This window comes from Flavobacterium sp. MEB061, assembly GCF_000834715.1.
Lineage (GTDB): Bacteria > Bacteroidota > Bacteroidia > Flavobacteriales > Flavobacteriaceae > Flavobacterium > Flavobacterium pectinovorum.
The window spans coordinates 1-263 of record NZ_JXQR01000072.1; the positions used below are offsets into that span (position 1 = coordinate 1).

The 263-nt window shown below is 37.6% G+C and carries 1 pseudogene; it reads right to left on the reverse strand.

The window, feature by feature from the left end:
• Positions 1-207 (reverse strand): annotated as a pseudogene (locus RT99_RS25615) (IS6 family transposase); the annotation flags it as partial.
• Between the last annotated feature and the right edge of the window lie 56 nt (positions 208-263).

Consider the following 263-nt stretch of genomic DNA (forward strand, 5'->3'; position numbering starts at 1 on the left):
CCCCACTCTGCCTTTTCTCTTCTTCATCTCTGCCTCAAGCAAAGGTGCAAACTTATAAACCCAACGCTGAATCGTGGCATGATCCACAATGACTCCTCTAATCTTCATTAGTTCTTCAACATCCCGGTAACTAAGTGTAAATCTTAGCTTGAAATATACTGCCTGAAGAATTATGTATTTTGGATAACAATGACCTTTAGTATTCATCTTTTGATCGGTTTAAAATTCTAAAGATAAAAGTTATTCCCAGATGCGACAGAACC